Origin of the sequence: Thermus tengchongensis (assembly GCF_021462405.1) — a bacterium.
Taxonomy (GTDB): domain Bacteria; phylum Deinococcota; class Deinococci; order Deinococcales; family Thermaceae; genus Thermus; species Thermus tengchongensis.
In genome coordinates, this window is the sequence record NZ_JAKEDU010000006.1 from 91,831 (window position 1) to 107,173 (window position 15,343).

At 67.0% G+C, this 15,343-nt stretch carries 17 protein-coding genes; 14 read left to right on the forward strand and 3 right to left on the reverse strand.

The features are described 5' to 3' along the window. Positions 1–7 precede the first annotated feature (7 nt). The 9 genes from L1087_RS08805 (at position 8) to L1087_RS08845 (ending at position 7,549) form a co-directional block, all read left to right on the forward strand. Entirely contained in the window at positions 8–1,411 is a 1,404-nt protein-coding gene (locus L1087_RS08805) for an FAD-linked oxidase C-terminal domain-containing protein (protein ID WP_234558537.1), read from the forward strand. Next, positions 1,404–2,453 (forward strand): FAD-binding protein, encoded by a 1,050-nt coding sequence (locus L1087_RS08810; RefSeq protein ID WP_135259932.1) that lies wholly within the window; start codon positions 1,404–1,406, stop codon positions 2,451–2,453. Before L1087_RS08805 ends, L1087_RS08810 begins: the two co-directional genes overlap by 8 nt. 4 nt (positions 2,454–2,457) lie before the next feature. After that, positions 2,458–3,720 (forward strand): (Fe-S)-binding protein, encoded by a 1,263-nt coding sequence (locus L1087_RS08815; protein WP_234558539.1) that lies wholly within the window; start codon positions 2,458–2,460, stop codon positions 3,718–3,720. A 32-nt stretch (positions 3,721–3,752) separates the two neighbouring features. Continuing rightward, entirely contained in the window at positions 3,753–3,998 is a 246-nt protein-coding gene (locus tag L1087_RS08820; RefSeq protein ID WP_234558542.1) for a type II toxin-antitoxin system VapB family antitoxin, read from the forward strand. Then, the gene (locus L1087_RS08825; protein WP_234558544.1) at positions 3,999–4,385 is read left to right on the forward strand and encodes a type II toxin-antitoxin system VapC family toxin; all 387 of its coding nucleotides are present in this window, start codon (positions 3,999–4,001) and stop codon (positions 4,383–4,385) included. It abuts the gene before it with no gap. After that, positions 4,382–5,602, forward strand: coding sequence for a glycerate kinase type-2 family protein (locus L1087_RS08830; RefSeq protein WP_234558546.1), 1,221 nt, complete (start codon positions 4,382–4,384; stop codon positions 5,600–5,602). Before L1087_RS08825 ends, L1087_RS08830 begins: the two co-directional genes overlap by 4 nt. Positions 5,603–5,606: 4 nt before the next feature. Then, positions 5,607–5,924: a nucleotidyltransferase domain-containing protein gene (locus L1087_RS08835; protein WP_234558547.1), complete on the forward strand. Its 318-nt coding sequence runs from the start codon at positions 5,607–5,609 to the stop codon at positions 5,922–5,924. An 83-nt stretch (positions 5,925–6,007) separates the two neighbouring features. Further along, the gene (hemW, locus tag L1087_RS08840; RefSeq protein ID WP_234558548.1) at positions 6,008–7,132 is read left to right on the forward strand and encodes a radical SAM family heme chaperone HemW; all 1,125 of its coding nucleotides are present in this window, start codon (positions 6,008–6,010) and stop codon (positions 7,130–7,132) included. Between the two features lie 18 nt (positions 7,133–7,150). After that, entirely contained in the window at positions 7,151–7,549 is a 399-nt protein-coding gene (locus L1087_RS08845) for a PaaI family thioesterase (RefSeq protein WP_234558549.1), read from the forward strand. Here L1087_RS08845 and L1087_RS08850 read toward each other — a convergent pair. Next, on the reverse strand, positions 7,546–7,935 hold the full coding sequence (locus L1087_RS08850) for an NADH-quinone oxidoreductase subunit 15 (protein WP_234558550.1): 390 nt from the start codon (positions 7,933–7,935) through the stop codon (positions 7,546–7,548). The genes L1087_RS08845 and L1087_RS08850 overlap by 4 nt on opposite strands. A gap of 105 nt (positions 7,936–8,040) precedes the next feature. Then, the gene (locus tag L1087_RS08855; protein ID WP_234558551.1) at positions 8,041–9,114 is read right to left on the reverse strand and encodes a radical SAM protein; all 1,074 of its coding nucleotides are present in this window, start codon (positions 9,112–9,114) and stop codon (positions 8,041–8,043) included. A gap of 109 nt (positions 9,115–9,223) precedes the next feature. Between L1087_RS08855 and L1087_RS08860 the strand changes: the two genes are divergently transcribed. Genes L1087_RS08860 through wecB form a run of 4 tightly spaced genes read left to right on the forward strand, consistent with a single transcriptional unit; the run spans position 9,224 to position 12,917 of the window. Then, positions 9,224–10,075: a phosphotransferase gene (locus L1087_RS08860; protein ID WP_234558576.1), complete on the forward strand. Its 852-nt coding sequence runs from the start codon at positions 9,224–9,226 to the stop codon at positions 10,073–10,075. Between the two features lie 10 nt (positions 10,076–10,085). Then, complete coding sequence (gene upp, locus L1087_RS08865) at positions 10,086–10,712, forward strand: uracil phosphoribosyltransferase (RefSeq protein ID WP_038040089.1); 627 nt, start codon at positions 10,086–10,088, stop codon at positions 10,710–10,712. Next, positions 10,709–11,797: an MraY family glycosyltransferase gene (locus L1087_RS08870; protein ID WP_038040091.1), complete on the forward strand. Its 1,089-nt coding sequence runs from the start codon at positions 10,709–10,711 to the stop codon at positions 11,795–11,797. Before upp ends, L1087_RS08870 begins: the two co-directional genes overlap by 4 nt. A gap of 1 nt (position 11,798) precedes the next feature. Next, entirely contained in the window at positions 11,799–12,917 is a 1,119-nt protein-coding gene (wecB, locus tag L1087_RS08875) for a non-hydrolyzing UDP-N-acetylglucosamine 2-epimerase (protein ID WP_234558552.1), read from the forward strand. Here the strand turns inward: wecB and L1087_RS08880 are convergent. Beyond that, positions 12,892–14,088, reverse strand: a complete 1,197-nt coding sequence (locus tag L1087_RS08880) for an MFS transporter (protein WP_234558553.1) — start codon at positions 14,086–14,088, stop codon at positions 12,892–12,894. The two genes, wecB and L1087_RS08880, sit on opposite strands and share 26 nt — an antisense overlap. Positions 14,089–14,210: 122 nt before the next feature. On the opposite strand from L1087_RS08880, the gene L1087_RS08885 reads away from it, so the two are divergent. Continuing rightward, positions 14,211–15,302, forward strand: a complete 1,092-nt coding sequence (locus L1087_RS08885) for a site-2 protease family protein (RefSeq protein WP_234558554.1) — start codon at positions 14,211–14,213, stop codon at positions 15,300–15,302. The last annotated feature ends 41 nt before the right edge of the window (positions 15,303–15,343 follow it).

Consider the following 15,343-nt stretch of genomic DNA (forward strand, 5'->3'; position numbering starts at 1 on the left):
GGCAGACATGGGGTTTTTGGAGGAGCTCAAAGCCCTCTTCCCCCCGGGGAGGGTCCTCACCCGGGAGGCGGAGCTCGCCCCCTACGAGTCCGACGCCCTCACCGCCTACCGCAAGCGCCCCTTGGCCGTGGTCCTGCCCGAGCGGAAGGCGGAAGTGGTGGAGGCGGTCAGGCTCTGCCACCGCCATGGCGTCCCCTTCGTGGCCCGGGGAAGCGGCACCAGCCTTTCGGGGGGCTCCTTGCCCGTGGAGGGGGGCCTGGTCATCGCCCTCAACCGCATGAACCGCATCCTGCGCCTGGACCCCAAGGCCCGGATCGCCGTGGTGGAGCCCGGGGTGGTGAACCTGGAGGTGTCCAGGGCGGCGGCCCCCTACGGCCTCTACTACGCCCCTGATCCCAGCAGCCAGCCCATTTCCACCATTGGCGGCAACGTGGCCTTCAACTCCGGCGGGGCCCACTGCCTGAAGTACGGCATGACAGCGGGCCACGTGCTGGCCCTCGAGGTGGTCACCCCAGAAGGGGAGGTGGTGCGCCTGGGCGGGGAAAGCCTGGAGGGGGTTGGCCCGGACCTCGCGGGCTTCTTCGTGGGCACCGAGGGGCTTTTGGGGGTAGCCCTGGAGATCACCCTCAGGCTCCTCCCCAAACCCGAGGCCTACCACACCCTCCTGGCGGCTTACGGGAGCCTCGAGGCCGCCGGGAACGCCGTGAGCCAGGTGATCCAAAGCGGCCTCCTCCCCGGGGCCATGGAGATCATGGACCGCTTAGCCATCGAGGCCGCGGAGGCGGCGGTGAAGGCGGGCTACCCCCAGGCCGAAGCCCTCCTCATCGTGGAGCTGGAAGGCCCCAAGGAGGAGGTGGAGGAGGAAGCCAAACTCCTGGCCCAGGTGATCCAAGAAAGCGGGGCCACCGAGGTGCGCATCGCCCAAAGCGAGGCGGAGCGCCAGGCCATTTGGAAGGGGCGCAAGGCCGCCTTCAGCGCCGTGGGAAGGCTTTCCCCCGACTACATCGTCCAGGATGGGGTAGTGCCCCGAAGCCGCTTGGGGGAAGCCCTGAAGGAGATCGGAAGGCTTTCCCAGGAATACGGCCTTAGGGTGGCCAACGTCTTCCACGCGGGGGACGGGAACCTCCACCCCCTGGTCCTCTACGACGGCAAAAAACCCGGGGAGCTGGAGCGGGCGGAGGAGCTGGCGGGGGAGATCCTCAAGCTTTGCGTGCGCCTGGGAGGCTCCCTCACGGGGGAGCATGGGATTGGGGTGGAGAAGAAAGGCTACATGCCGGAGATGTTCGCAACAGAAGACCTCCTGGCCATGGAGCGGGTAAAAGAGGCCCTGGACCCCAAAGGCCTCGCCAACCGGGGCAAGGTGCTACCCGGCTATGGGCAAGGCCCGCATCCAGGAGAGGTGTATGCCTGAGGTCCGCGCAAGCTCTCTGGAAGAAGTGCAGGAAGCCGTGCGCACCTATCCCCGTCTGCGCCCCAAGGGGGGCGGGAGCAAGCCAGCCCTCTCCACCCCCAAGGATGGGGAGGCCCTCCTGGATCTTTCGGGCCTCAGGGGCATCCTGGAGTATGCCCCTGAGGAGTTCGTCTTCACCGCCTATGCCGGCACACCCCTTAAGGAGATAGAGGAAACCCTACGGGCCCACGGCCAGTACCTGCCCTTCCACCCACCCCTGGTGGAGCAGGGGGCCACCCTTGGGGGCACGGTGGCCGCGGGGCTTTCCGGCCCCATGCGGGAACGGTTTGGGGGCCTGAGGGACTTCATCCTGGGGGTGCGCTTCGTGGATGGGGAAGGAAGGGTGGTGCGGGGCGGGGGCAAGGTGGTGAAAAACGCCGCTGGCTTCCCTTTCCACCGCCTCATGGTGGGTTCCCTGGGAGCCTTCGGGGTCATGGTGGAGCTTTCCTTTAAGGTCTTTCCCTATCCCCGGGCCACCCGAAGCCTAAGGGTGGGCTTTGCCAAGACAGAAGAAGCCCTGGAGGCCCTCGAGGGCCTCCGGACCCTGCCCTTGGATCTCCTCGCCTTAGACCTGGTGCCTCCAGCCACTTTGGAAATACGGCTGGGGGGATTCCCCGAGAGCCTGGAAAAACGGATCCAGCGGCTCCAAGACCTTCTGCAAAGGGAAGGGGAGGTGCTCCTGGAGGACGAGGCCCATTGGGAAGGGGTAAGGAACCTGGCCTTCCTGAAGGAAAGCCCCATCTGGGTAAAGGTACCTTCCCGTCCGGACCTCATCCCCATGCTGGAAGGCCTTCCCTTAGGACCCAGGCGCTACCTGGCTGGAGGAGAACTTCTCTATGCAGGCCTAGACCCCGAAGGACTCCAGGCCCTTAGGGAAAGGGCCATCCCCCACCTGGTGTTGAGAGGCAAGGCGGATCAACCCCTTCACCCTCCGCCACCGGAGGCCTTCTTCGCCCCCATCAAAAGGGCCCTGGACCCAAGGGGCCGTTTTCCCTTAGGGTGAGAACATGCAGCACCGCATACCCGTGGAAACCCTGGGCAAGGAAGGGGAGGTGATGGCCCACGCCATCGAGGCCTGCGTCCACTGCGGCTTCTGCCTCCCCACCTGCCCCACCTACCTGGTCCTGCAGGAGGAGATGGACTCCCCCCGGGGGCGCATCTTCCTCATGAAGGAGGTGCTGGAGGGAAGCCTCCCCCTGGAGGAGGCCCTCCCCTACCTGGACCGCTGCCTGGCCTGCCAGGCCTGCGTCACCGCCTGCCCCAGCGGCGTCCCCTACGGCGAGCTCATCGCCACCTTCCGCCTCCACACCGAGAAAGAGCGCCATCGCTACCCCCTGGAGCGGGTCTACCGCTTGGGGCTTCTACGCACCCTGCCTTACCCAGAGCGCTTCCGGCCCCTAGCGGAGCTTGGGGTGCGCCTCAAGCCCTTCCTGAAGCCCCTGCCCCTGCCCAAACCCCTAAAGGCCCCCCTGGCCCTCCTCCCCAACCGCTTGCCCGAAAAGGAAACCTACCAAGAGGTCTACCCCGCCAAGGGGGAAAGGCGGGCTAGGGTAGGGATCCTCCTGGGGTGCGCCCAGCAGGTCCTCAGGCCCTCCATCAACCGGGCCACCATCCGGGTGCTCCAGGAAAACGGGGTGGAGGTGGTGGCGGCCAAGGAACAGGTCTGCTGCGGGGCCCTGAACCTGCACGCTGGGGATAAGGAGGGGGCAAAGCGCCTCGCCCAAAAGAACCTGCAGGTCTTCCGGGACGTGGACTTCGTGGTCACCAACGCCGCCGGATGCGGCTCGGGGATGAAGGAATATCCCCTCCTCTTCCTGGGTGAGCCCGAGGAGGAGGAGGCCAAGGCCCTGGCCGCCAAGGTCAAGGACCTCACCGTCCTCCTGGACGAGCTGGGCTTCCTGCCGCCCCCGCCCCCCAAACGCCCCTTGCGGGTGGCCTACCACGACGCCTGCCACCTGGCCCACGCCCAGGGGGTGCGGGAACCCCCAAGGCGCCTCCTGAAGGCGGCGGGGGTGGAGGTGCTGGAGCCTAGGGAGTGGGAGATCTGCTGCGGCAGCGCCGGCACCTACAACCTCTTCCAGCCGGAGATCGCCGAGGCCCTGGGCCGGAGGAAAGCGGAGAACCTGAAGGCCACCGGGCCCCACCTGGTGGTCACGGGCAACATCGGCTGCCTCACCCAGATCCGGGCCTATTTGGACCAGGGCATCCCCGTGCTGCACACCGCGGAGCTCCTGGAGTTGCTCTATGACGGAAAGGACCCCGTGGATTGACGTAATGAAAACCGGGCATCTATGCTGAAACTATGCCTCTCACCATCCGCAACCGGGAAGTGGAGCGTTTGGCCAGCGAGGTGGCCCGCCTGACCGGCGAAACCAAGACCGAGGCGGTGCGCAAGGCCCTGGAGCTCCGCCTGGCCGAGCTGACCCGTAAGCGGCGCTCCGATCGGGTACTTCGCTTTCTGGAGGAGGAGGTGTGGCCCCAAATCCCTCCTGAGCTCTTGGGAAGGGGGGTCAGCAAGGAGGAGATGGACGAGCTCTGGGGGGGGTAGATGGTGGTGGATTCCTCCGTCCTCCTGGCCATCCTCTTCCAAGAAGAGGGGTACGAGGCCTTTCTCCAAGCCATCCGGGAGGCTCCCAAAACCACCGTGGGTGCGCCCACGTTGGTGGAAACCGCGGTGGCCTTTGGCCGCCGGGTGGGCTTTGAGCGGGCCCATCTGGTGGAGAGGTTGGTGGAGGAGCTAGGCCTCGAGGTCCTGCCCTTTGCCAAGGAGCACTACCGGGAAGCGGTGAGAGCCTACGCCCGCTACGGCAAGGGCCGCCACCCCGCCGGGCTCAACCTGGGGGACTGCTTGAGCTACGCCGTGGCTCGGGTCGAGGGGGAACCCCTGCTCTACAAAGGGGAGGACTTCCGCAAAACCGACCTGGGGAAGGGATGAAGGAGCTTTTGGAGGCCGCCTTCCTCGAGGCCTTGCGGGCCGCCCACCCCTACCGCCTCACGCAAAGGGCCCTCCCTCCTTGGAAGCCGGACCTGGTCCTGGCGGTGGGCAAGGGGGCGGCCTCCATGCTGCAGGCCGCCTTAGACCGCTACGGGGAGGTGCCCTACCACCTCACCCTGCCCAAGGGCCAAGACGCCCTGGGCCTGAGGGCGGTCTTCGCCGGACATCCCCTGCCCGATGGGGAAAGCCTAAGGGCGGCCCAGGAGGTCCTGGAACTCCTCCAGGGGCTTTCCCCCAAGGCCCGGGTCCTGGCCCTGGTCTCGGGTGGGGGAAGCGCCCTTTGGTGCCTGCCCCTGGGGATCTCCCTAGAGGAAAAGCAAGGCCTCACCCAAGGCCTCCTCCGAAGCGGGGCCAGCATCGGGGAGGTCAACGCCGTGCGCAAGCACCTCTCCCGGATCAAGGGAGGAAGGCTCCTCCTGGCCACCAGGGCCAGGGTCCACGCCCTCCTCCTCTCCGACGTGCCGGGGGACGACCCCAGCGTCATCGCCTCCGGGCCCTTCCACCCCGACCCCACCACCTACGCCGACGCCCTGGCCATCCTGGACCGCTACCGCCTGGGCCTCGAGGGGGCCCGGCGGGTGCTGGAGCGGGGGGCTAAGGGGGAGCTTCCGGAAACCCTCAAGCCCGGCCACCCCGCCCTAAGGCGGCTTTCCTGGCGGATGGCCGGGCGCAACCTGGACCTCCTGAAGGGCGCCCAAGGGTTCTTAAGGCGGCAAGGCTACCGGGCGGTGATCCTCTCCGACCGCTTTGGCGGCGAGGCCCGGGCCCTGGCCCGCTTCCACGCGGAGCTTTTGGAAACCATCCGCGCCCACGGGGTGCCCTTCCGAAAGCCCCTTTTCCTCCTCTCCGGCGGCGAGGCCCAGGTGCGGGTGGAGGGAAGGGGCCTTGGGGGAAGGAACCTGGAGTTCCTCCTGGCCCTTTACGCCCACCTGCAAAGGCCCCTTTACGCCCTGGCCGCGGACTCCGACGGGCTGGACGGGCCCTCGGGCGCGGCGGGGGCCCTCCTCACCCCGGAGGTCTGGGAGCTGGGCCTGGACCCCAGGCCCTTCCTGGCGGAGAACAACAGCCTGGGCTTTTTCCAGGAGGCGGGTACCCTCCTGAAGACCGGCCCCACCGGCACCAACCTCAACGACTTCCGCCTCCTCTTTGTAGACTAAAGGGGTGGAGTACCCGGAGCTGGCCCCGGTCCTCGAGGCCATCCTCAAAACCGTACCGGCCCAGAAGATCATCCTTTTCGGCAGCCGGGCCCGGGGAGAGGCCCGCCCGGAAAGCGACTACGACCTTCTCGTGGTGGTGCCTCGGGAAGTGGACAAGCGCTCGGCGGCGCGGTCCCTTTACCTCGCCCTAGCCAAGGTACGCAAGGGTTTTGCCGTGGACCTGGTGGTGACCCATCCAGAGCACCTGGAAAGGTACAAGGATGCTTGGATGACCATCTATCCCCAAGCCCTAAGGGAGGGGAGAACCCTTTATGCCGCTTGAACCCACAGACCCCTGGTCCTGGCTACGCCTTGCCCGAAGCGATCTGGCCTACGCCACCCAAACGCCTAAAGAAGCCCAAGGCCATGGCTAGCCTCTACGTCCACGTCCCCTTCTGCCCCACCCTATGCCCCTACTGCGACTTCCACGTGGTGCGCCGGGCCCCAGGCTGGGTGGAAGCCTACCTGAAGCGCCTGAGGGAAGAAGCCCAAGGGCTTTACCTAAGCCATCCTGAGCCCCTCGCCACCCTCTACCTGGGGGGCGGCACCCCAAGTTTCCTGCGGGACCGGGAGCTTTTGGCCCTTTTCCAGGCCCTACCCTGGAGGCTGGAACGGGGGGCAGAGGTGACCCTCGAGGCCAACCCCGGCACCCTCAACCGGGAAAGGCTTGCCCTTCTCAAGGACCTCGGCGTCAACCGCCTCTCCTTGGGGGTCCAAAGCTTCCAGGAGGGCGTACTCAAGTTTCTGGGCCGGGCCCACGGGCGCAAGGGGGCCCTAAAGGCGGTGGAGCTGGCCTTGGAGGGGGGTTTCCGGGTTTCCCTAGACCTCATCCTGGGCCTGCCCATGCAGGACGTGGAACAGGACCTGGCCGAGGCCGCCGCCTTGGGGGTGGGGCACGTGTCCGCCTACACCCTGCAGGTGGAACGGGGCACCCCCTTCGCCCTTATGGGCCTGAAGGAGGACCCCGAGCGGGAGGCCTGGGCCATGGAGCGGGCGGAGGAAGTCCTGGGAGAAGCCGGTCTTCTGCGCTACGAGGTCTCCAACTTCGCCAGGCCCGGGGAAGAGGCCAGGCACAACCAGGTCTACTGGCAAAACGGCTTCTGGCTGGCCCTGGGCCCTGGGGCCACGGGCCAGTACCCGGGCGGGGGTTCGGCCTACGCCTTCCGGCGCACCCACCCCCCCCTCCCCCGCTGGCTTTCCGGAGAGCCCCCCTCGGAAGAAGCTATCTCCCCCCTAGAGCACGCCAAGGAGAGCCTCATGCTGGGGCTGCGCCTGCGGGAAGGGCTGGACGTGGCCGAGGTGGAAGGGCGCACGGGCCTAAGCCTCTGGCCCCTCCTGGAAGGCTCCGCCAGGGGCTTGGCCCAAGAGGGCTACCTGGAGGTGGCAGGCCACCGCCTGAAGCCCACCCGCAAGGCCTTCCCCTTGCTCCACGGGGTGGTGCTGCAGCTTTGGGAGGCCCTGGAACCCCTGGAAACCCAGGGTAAGCTTTGACCTGCACAAGGAGAAGCCATGGACCGGACCGCTTTGGCGCAAAAGGTGCTCAAAGCCCAGCCCTTCAGCCAGCACCTGGGGATGGAGCTCCTCTCGGCTGGGGAAGAAGAGGTGGAGCTTGCCCTCCCGGTGCGCCCCGAGTTTTACCAGCACCTGGGGGTGGTGCAGGGCGGGGTAATCGCCGCCCTTTTGGACAACGCCCTCACCTTCGCCGGGGGCATGGTGTTTGGGCCCGAGGTCCTCACCGTGGAGTTCAAGGTGAACTTTCTCCGCCCCGCCAAAGGCCAGCGGCTTTTGGCCCGTGGGCGGGTGGTCCAAGCGGGCAAGCGCCTGGCCGTGGTCCAGGGCGAGGTCTACAGCGAGGAACCCGAGCCCAAGCTGGTGGCCTTGGGCCAAGGCACCATCGCCAAGGTTTAGGCGAAGGCCAAGGCCTCGCGGGCCCGGTCGGCCAGGGCGAAGAAGCGCGCCTTGGTGAGGGGGATTTTGCCGGTGACCAGACCTTTGCCGGGCTCGTAGTGGGCGTGCAGGTGGATGTGGGCCCGGGGAAGGCGGATGCCGATGCGCTTCAGCTTGGCGTGCCGGGGAGAGACATCCGCAAGGAGGAAGGGCTCCCCCAGGGCATCGGAAAGGGAAGCGGTCATGATGGTGGTGGGCAGGTCGTAGGGGCGCTCCATGCGGTAGATGAAGTCGGGGAAGTCCGCCTCCTTTTCAAACCGAACCCCTTTCTCCCGGGCATACTCCCGCATCCAGGAAAGGAGCTCCACCCAGGCCTCGTAGAGTTCCCGTTCGTGCGAAGGGCCCATGGCCTGAGTATACCAAGCGGAGCCAAGCACCCCTGTCCCTAAGTACCCGCACGCAAAGGTTGCCCCACCGGCCAAAGCNTCGTGGCGCAAGCCACGACGGGGTACTTAGTAAAGGAACTCCCGGATATCGTACCGGGCCACCCTTAGCCGCATCCGGCGCAAGGCTGAGGCCCAAGCAGCCAGCTCCTCCTCCACTTGGGAAAGGGGCTCCAAACCCAGGGCGGCATAAGGGGTACGCGGTTCCACCTGGAAAGGGGATAAGTAGATTACATCCTCCTTGCCCAAAGGGAGCTCAGCCATGAGGGCCAGGCTTTCCCGGCGGTGGGCCTCCGCGTAGGCCACGCCCCCAGCCCCCACCATTAGGATCACCCCTAAGGAAAGCCCGGCCTCCTTGAGGCTCCGCACCAAGGACAGGGCCTCCCTTGGGTGCCCAGGCTTGTTGAGGAGGGCCAAGAGGGGAGCGTGCCCCGTCTCCAGTCCGATATAGACCCTCCTAAGTCCCAGCTCCCAAAGCCTTAACCACCAAGAAACCTCCTTCTTAAGCCCGGTGAAGAGGTCCAAAAAACCCAGGATGGGTTCCCCAGGAAAGGTCTGGCGGACCTCTTCCAGAAGGGGGAGAAGAGGCTCGCCCAAGGCCAGGGCGTTGCCATCCCCCAGGAACACCCCCCGCCTTAAGAGCCTCCCCCTTCCCAGGAGTTCCAAAACCCGTTCCACATGCTCCCGGAAAGCCCCCGGGCTTCGCTTCTGGAAGGGGCGATCCTGGTAGAAGGAACAGAAGGCGCACCGGTTCCAGGTGCAGCCCGTGGTGGCCTGGAGGACCACGGAAAGGTAGGCATCCGGAGGGAGAATGCTCACGGGCCAGGTGTAAGCCCGGCGATAAGGGGTGGGGTCGGAAAGGGCCTCCGGGGTCCAGCGAAGTACCTCCTCCCGGCGCCCAGAATCCTTGAGATGGGCCTCCGCTATGTCCAGGATCTCACGGTAGACCTCCAGGGCCTCCGCCTCCGCCAGGCGTCGCCTCCTCCTCTCCCCCTCCCGGTAGCGCAGGTGCAGGGTTCCGTCCAAGGCCCTCTTGTAGGTGAGCCCCTGGCGGAAGTAGTGGTAGGGCCGTCCCTCCCGATCGAAGGAAAGGACCCTGTTCCCCAGGGAGAGGACCGTGGCTTCCGGGCGCAAAAGCTCCACGCCCTTAGGTTAAGCGCTGCCGGGGGTGCGGCTGAGGAAGACGTACTCAAAGGGTCAGAGCCCATCCATGGGGCATTTCATCCCCCTCGAGACCCTTAGAATAAGCCCCGTGGTGCTCTCGGCCCTGAAGGGCCTTCTCTCTCCTGATACCCTTTCTCGCCTCACCCCCCTGGGCGGCTTTGAAGCCCGGGTGTACACGGATGGGGAAAGGGTCTACAAGGTATACCGGCCTGGCGAGGCCCACCTGGCGGCCCTCGAGGCCGAGAGGATGGCCCGCGCTGGCCTGGGAAGCTTCGTCCTGGGGGTGGCCCAGGTGGAGGGGCAAGGGGTCCTGGTCATCCGCCATTTTCCCGGAAGGCCCTTCAGCCCCGAAGCCTTCACCCCCAAGGCCCTCGCCGCCCTCTCCCACCTCTTCCTCTCCCTCCACCGCCTCCCCGAGCCGGGGTACGTGGAACGGGAAGAGCTTTTGGAGAGGCTAGAGCGCTTCGCTGAAAGCCTGGGCTCCGTGCCCGAGGCCTTGAGCCTCATCAAGGCCCTTATGCGGGAGACCACCTGGGTGGCGGGGGTGGAGAAGCGCTTCTGTCATCGGGACGCCTGGGCGGGGAACCTCCTCCTTAAGACCCAGGAACACCGCTCCCATGACGACCCCGAGGTGCTCCTGGTGGACTGGGTCCGCTCCGGAGGCGACGATCCCGCCCGGGACCTGGCCCTCCTCAAGACGGGAAGCCTGGACCTCTTGGGGGAAAGGGCAGCCCGGGAAGCCCTTTTCCGCCTGGTGCAGTTTTACCCCAAAGAGGTGCGGGAGCGCCTGGCCTTTTACGTGCCCCTCACCTACCTCCACGACCTCCACTGGTTCCGCACGAAAAATCCTGAGGGCTTCCTCGAGGCCCTGGCGGACAAGCTCCCCCGGGCCCTGAGCTTCTTCCAAGACTGCTTTCCCCTGGGAAACCGGGCGTGTTAGGCTTTGGGGGATGAGGATCACCCTGGTGGACCATCCCTTGGTCCAGCACAAGCTGGCCCACCTCCGGGATAAACGCACGGGCGCCAAGGACTTTCGCGAGCTAGCGGAGGAGATATCCCTCCTCATGGCCTACGAGGCCATGAGGGACCTAGAGCTTACCGAAACCACCGTGGAAACCCCCGTGGCCCCAGCCCGGGTCAAGGTGCTTTCCGGCAAGAAGCTGGCCCTGGTGGCCATCCTGCGGGCTGGATTGGTCATGGTGGAGGGCATCCTCAAGCTGGTGCCCCACGCCCGGGTGGGGCACATCGGCCTCTACCGGGATCCCGAGTCCCTAAAGCCCGTTCAGTACTACGCCAAGCTACCCCCGGATATCCCCGAGCGCCGGGTCTTCCTCCTGGATCCCATGCTGGCCACGGGCGGAAGCGCCAGCCACGCCCTTACCCTCCTTAAGGAAAAGGGGGCCACGGGGATCAAGCTCATGTGCCTCATCGCCGCCCCCGAGGGCCTGGAGCGCATCGCCCAGGACCACCCCGACACCGAGGTGGTGGCGGCGGCCATCGATGAGCGCCTAAACGAGCACGGCTACATCGTCCCCGGCCTAGGCGACGCGGGGGACCGCATCTACGGGACGAGATGACGGAGCTTCTCAAGCGCATCGGCGTGGCCGAGCCCACGGGCACGGGCTGGCTCACCGTGGCCTTCGCCTTCCTGGTGGCCCTTTTCTTCACTTGGCGGTTCCTGCCCCAGGTGCGCCGCTTCGCCCTCAAGGTGGGCTGGGCGGACATGCCCAACGAAAGGCGCCTCAACCGGGAGCCCCTACCCAACGCTGGGGGCCTAGCGGTCTACGCCGGGGTGGTGCTGGCCCTGGTGGTGGCCGCCTTCCTAAGGCCCATCCTGGTGGAACAGGTGCTTATCCAAATCCTCGCCATCCTCTTGGGAGGAGCTTGGCTGGTGCTGGTGGGCTTCATCGACGATCAGTTCGGCCTTCCCCCCCTCTTCCGCCTCTTCGTGCAAACCCTGGCCGCCCTCCTGCTCATGGCGGTGGGGGTGCGGTTCGAGGCCGCCTTCGGCACCCCCCTGGATCCCGTCTTGGGATTTTTCCTCACCTGGCTCTGGGTGGTGGGGATTACCAACGCCCTGAACCTCATGGACGGACTGGACGGCCTGGCGGGGGGCATCGCCTACATCAGCGCCATGAGCCTCCTCTTCGTGAGCGCCCAGTTCCCCTTCTGGGCCGCAGGCACCTTGGTCCTGGCGGCCTTGGCGGGGGCCTCCTTGGGCTTTTTGCGCCACAACCTGCACCCGAGCCGCATCATCCTGGGGGACGCGGGGGCTTACTTCCTGGGCTACACCCTGGCGGCCACGGCGCTTCTCGGCAACCTGAAGCTCACCACCTTTTTGGGCCTCCTGCCCCCGGCCCTCTTTCTCCTTCTCCCCATCCTGGACACCACCCAGGTGGTGGTGCGAAGGCTATTACGGGGGCAAAACCCCCTTTCCACCCCCGGCAAGGACCACATCCACCACCGCCTCCTGGCCCGGGGGCTCTCCCAGAGGCGGGTGGCCTTCCTCCTGTGGGGGCTCGCCCTCCTCTTCAACCTTCTGGCCATGGCCTACCTGGGCATGCCCAAGGAGGCCATCCTGGCAAGCCTTTTCGCCACGGTTTCCGGCCTAGGATGGGTGACCTACCGCCGCCTCAGGGCCGTTTGGAGGGGGGCAGAATAGCATGAAGCGGGTGGTCCTAGCCTTCGGCACCCGGCCTGAGGCCACCAAGATGGCCCCGGTCTACCTGGCTTTGAAGGAGCACCCCCACATTAAGCCCCTCGTCCTCCTCACCGGACAGCATCGGGAGCAGCTTCGGCAGGCCCTGGGGCTATTCGGCATCCAAGAGGACCGGAACCTGGACGTGATGCAAGAGCGCCAGGCCTTGCCGGACCTGGCGGCCCGCATCCTGCCCCAGGCGGCCAGGGCCCTCGAGGAGATGCGGGCGGACTACGTGCTGGTCCACGGGGACACCCTCAGCACCTTCGCCGTAGCTTGGGCCGCCTTTCTGGTGGGGCTTCCCGTGGGGCACGTGGAGGCCGGCTTAAGGAGCGGTAACCTCAAGGAACCCTTCCCCGAGGAGGCCAACCGCCGCCTCACCGACGCGCTCACCGACCTGGACTTCGCCCCCACCCCTCTGGCCAAGGAGAACCTCCTAAGGGAGGGCAAGAAGGCGGAGACCATCCTGGTCACCGGCCAGACGGGGGTGGATGCCGTGCTCCTGGCCGCCCGGCTGGGCCAGCTTCCCGAGGGGCTTCCCCCTGGCCCCTACGTGACCGTCACCATGCACCGGCGGGAGAACTGGCCCATCCTCCCCGAGCTGGCCCGGGCCCTCAAGCGGGTGGCCGAGGCCTTTCCCCACCTCACCTTCGTCTACCCCGTGCACCTGAACCCCGTGGTGCGGGAGGCGGTCTTTCCCGTGCTCAAGGGGGTGAGGAACTTCGTCCTCCTGGACCCCCTCGAGTACGGGCCCATGGCCGCCCTGATGCGGGAAAGCCTCCTCCTCGTTACCGATTCCGGGGGGCTCCAGGAGGAAGGAGCGGCCCTGGGGGTGCCGGTGGTGGTGCTCAGGAACGTCACGGAAAGGCCGGAAGGCCTCGAGGCGGGCATCCTGAGGCTGGCGGGCACCGAACCCGAAAGGGTTTACCGCACGGTGAAGGGGCTACTGGAAAACCCCCAAGAGCTTGAGCGCATGCGCCAGGCCAAGAACCCCTACGGGGATGGGAAGGCGGGGATGCGGGTGGCCCAGGGAGTGGCCTGGCGACTCGGCCTGGGGCCTAGGCCGGAGGACTGGGTTCCTTAGGCCATGGGCGCAGCTGGTAAAGCCCCACCATCAGCACCGCTCCTCCCAAGACCAAGGCGGCCAAGCGCCCCCCGAGAAGTTCAAAGAGAAGCCCGGTGAGGTAGGCCCCAAGGGGCCCGGTACCCAGCATCACCAGGCTGTACACCGCCATCACCCGGCCCCTGAGGCGGTCGGGCACGGCGAGCTGCACCAGGGTGTTGGCGTTGATGAGCACGGAGATCATGCCAAACCCCCCCAGGGCGAGGAAGAGGGGGGCCAGGCCGGGGTAGGGCAGGAAGAGGCCCAGGTGGGCCAGGGCCAGGAGGAAGACCCCGAGGAGGAGGCGCACCGGCTTGGGCCGCCCCGTGAAGGCCATGACCAAAGCCGCCCCCAGGGCCCCCATGCCCACGCTGGAGAGCAAAAGGCCGTAGCCGGCGGCCTCCATCCCCAGGACCAGCCGGGCGTAGGCGGGGACCAGGGTCTGGAAGTTCATGCCCAGGAGGGTGGCGAAGAGGACCAGGCCCACCACCCGGCGCACCAGGGGGTGGTCCAGGACGAAGCGCACCCCCTCCCCCGCCTGCCGCCAAAAGCGGCCGTCCCCCCCTTCCCCGGCCGGACCCCCGGGGAGGCGCTGGAGGACCAGGAGGAGGGGCAGGAAGGAGAGGGCGTTGGCCAGGTAGGCCACCCCCACCCCGAAGAGGGCGATGAGGAGGCCGGCAAGGGCCGGGCCCAGGAGGCGGCTCAGGTTGAAGCCGAAGGAGTTCAGGGCGATGGCCCCGGGGTAGCGTTCCCGCCCCGCCAGCTCCACGGTGAAGCTCTGGCGCACGGGCAGGTCCATGGCGTTCAGGGCCCCGTAGAGGAAGGCGAAGAGGAGGACGTGGGCGTAGTCCACCAGCCCGGTGAGGATGAGGAGGGCCATGAGGAGGGCCAAAAGCATCATCCCCCCTTGGGTGAGGAGGAGGAGGGCCCGCTTGGGGTAGCGGTCGGCCAGCACCCCCGCGGGGAGGGAGAGGAGCAAGGAGGGCAGGAACTGCAGGGCCACCACCAGCCCAAGCCGCTCGGCGCTCCCCGTGAGGAGGAGGACCAGCCACCCCTGGGCCGCGGCCTGCATCCAGGTGCCCATCTGGGAGGTGAAGAGGGCCAGCCAGTAGGGGCGGTAGAAGGGGTCCTTGAGGAGGGCCAGGGCCAGCACCCCTTTATCCTAAACCTGACTGACCGGTCATTACCCGCCCCTGAGCCCCCGCAGGCCCCAGGGGGATGGGGGAAAGCCCGCCCCCCGTTCCGGGCGGGGGCCCTGCCCCTTATACTTGGGGCATGTTCCAGCGGGGTCTGCCCCTCTTCCGCATCCTGGGGATCCCGGTCCACCTGGACCTCTCCTTCCTGATCATCCTGCCTCTTTTGGCCTTCCTCATCGGCAGCAACCTGCCCCTTTACCTCAGGCTCTTCGGCCTGCCCCCCCAGGAAGGCCTCCTCGAGGGGGCAAGGCCCTTCCTCTTGGGCCTCCTGGCGGCCATAGGCCTCTTCCTCTCCGTGCTCCTCCACGAGCTGGGCCACGCCCTGGCGGCGCACCGCTTCGGCATCCCAACCCGGCGCATCACCCTCTGGCTCCTGGGGGGGGTGGCCCAGATGGAGCGCATCCCCCGGGAGCCCCTGAAGGAGCTCTGGATCGCCCTGGCGGGCCCGGCGGTGAGCTTCGCCCTGGCCCTCTTCTTCCACTTGGCCCGCACGGAGGCCGGGGCCTTGGGCTTCCTCACCCACTACCTGGCCCTGATCAACCTGATGCTGGGGCTTTTCAACCTCCTCCCCGCCCTACCCCTGGACGGGGGGCGGGTGTACCGGGCCCTCCTCGCCCTGCGCAAGCCCTACCTCCAGGCCACCCGGCAGGCCTTGGCCCTGAGCCAGGCGGTGGCCTGGGCCTTGGGGCTTTTCGGCCTTGTGGTCTTCAACCCCTTCCTGGTCCTGATTGCCTTTTTTGTGTACATGGCCTCGAGGGCCGAGGGGGAGGCTGCCCTCCTAGCCCAGGCCTTAAGCGGGCTCAAGGTCAAGAACCTCATGACCCCAAACCCCTTGGTCATCCCCCCCTCCCTTTCCGTCCAGGAGGTCCTGGAACTGGCCTTGGCACATAAGGTTTCCGGCTTCCCCGTGGTGGAGGAGGGGCGGGTTTTGGGGGTGGTGGGCCTCGAGGGGCTGGAGGGCGCCAACCCCCTGGCCCCGGTGGGCCACTACCTGAAAGAACCCCTGGTCCTTGCCCCCGAGGAGGACGCCCTCACCGCCCTGGAGCGGATGGCCGAGCGGGGGTATGTCCGGGCCCTGGTCATGGAAGGGGACCAACTTCTCGGCATCCTCAGCAAGACCGATCTCCTCAGGGCCTTCCAGATACGGGTGCTGGGACATCCCTCACCTTGACAGGTACCCTAGGGTAGGGTAGGTTAGGGGCGCAAAAGTAT